Origin of the sequence: Mesorhizobium sp. M7A.F.Ca.CA.003.01.2.1 (assembly GCF_003998945.1) — a bacterium.
GTDB lineage: Bacteria > Pseudomonadota > Alphaproteobacteria > Rhizobiales > Rhizobiaceae > Mesorhizobium > Mesorhizobium ciceri.
The window spans coordinates 1-1,501 of the sequence record NZ_RZRA01001152.1; the positions used below are offsets into that span (position 1 = coordinate 1).

Genomic DNA, 1,501 nt, shown 5'->3' on the forward strand with positions numbered 1-1,501 from the left:
GAGCAGGTGGATCAGCGGCTCCTGGTCGGAACGGATCAGCTTGGCGGCTTCCTTGGTCTTCTTGCGGGCCAGCGCGCCATCACCGGCGCCGGCGGCAATCATGCCGGTCGACAGCGCCTGATAGCCACGATCGCGGCGGCGGACACGGAAATAGCGCGAGATGGTGTAGGGGCTGTTCCACAGCGACTTGAGCAGCCACCACAGGATCATCACCGCAGCGACCACGGCAACGACAGCCACCGCCGCCACCATCAGGCTGACCTGGTATTGATAGCCGTTGAAAGTGACGACCATGTCGCCCGGCCGGTCGGCCAGCCAGGCAAAGCCCAGCCCGAGCGCGAAAACGACGATGAGGAAGGCGAGCAGGCGGATCATTGTGTTGCCCTCATGCCTTCATCGCGCCCGAGATCAGCGCATCGACCTGGGTCTCGACCTCGATGCGCGCCTTCAGCTTACCGGCAAAGTCGGCGCCCGCGGCCTTGGCGGCCTCGGGCAGCGTTTCATACTCGCTGAGTGCCTTGGCGTAGTCGCCCTGGTTGACCGCCGCCTCCATGCGCGCGACGGTTTCCGGTGCGCCGGCGCCTTCGACGGCGCCGATCGGCCTGACCTTGACCAGCGATTGCGCGCTCGACAGAAGGCTCTGAACGAAGCCGGCATTCTCATCGACAGGCGTCGCCGCCGTGACCATGGCATTGGCGGCGGCATCAGCCTGCGATGCGATCTCGGCGCGGGTTGGAACGCCCTTTTCGGCATAGGGGCGCAGTGCCGCAAGCTGCGGCGCATCAGGCGAAATCGCGGCGAGGGTTTCGAGTTCGGCCGAAAACGGCCCGCCACGCTCAAGCGCCGCCTTCAAGGCCGACGCCGCGATGGCAAGCGCGATCTTCGGCTGTCCCGCCGCCGCCTCGACCTTGCCGGACAGCTGCGACACAGACTGCTCCAGCGCTTTCAGCCGGCCATCCTGCGCGGTAGCCGCCTCGCCGGCCGACTTCACCTGCGCGTCGAGGCCTGCCAGTTTTTCGGTGAGCGGACCAAGATCGACCGGCGCCGCGCTGCCCGCCTTGCCGAGGGCGGCGACCGCCGTCTCGATCTGCGCGACCTTGTCGCCCAGTGCGGTGACGCCGGCCGCGTCGCCTGCTCCACCTTTCTCGACAGCCGATTTCAGCGCCGCGACATCAGCCTTGACCTGCTCCAGGCCCGAGGACAGCCCGACCATCTTCGCCGCTGCATCGCCGTTGCCGCCGGCGTCCTTCAAGCCGGCGATTTCGGTCTTCAGCGAGGCGATGTCGCCATTGACGCCATCGAGCGAGACGCTGGCGCCGGAGCCCGGCGCGCCGAGCAGGCCGGCAAATTGCAGCCCGCCGGCGCCGACCAGCGCGATGACGCCGCCGATGATGCCGGCGGCGATGCCGTTGAGGCCGCCACGCTTTTCAGGGGCTGGCGCCATTTTCTCGTCCTGTGTCTCGGCTTTTGCCTTGTTGCCGTCGGTCTGCGCTGCCGACGC

At 67.8% G+C, this 1,501-nt stretch carries 2 protein-coding genes; both read right to left on the minus strand.

What is annotated here, in order from left to right:
* The coding region (locus EN969_RS30680; RefSeq protein WP_281060046.1) for a heme biosynthesis HemY N-terminal domain-containing protein at positions 1-375 on the minus strand (375 nt) is incomplete at its 3' end.
* A gap of 10 nt (positions 376-385) precedes the next feature.
* Positions 386-1,501: COG4223 family protein (locus EN969_RS30685; RefSeq protein ID WP_127419713.1), on the minus strand; the 1,116-nt coding region annotated here is incomplete at its 5' end.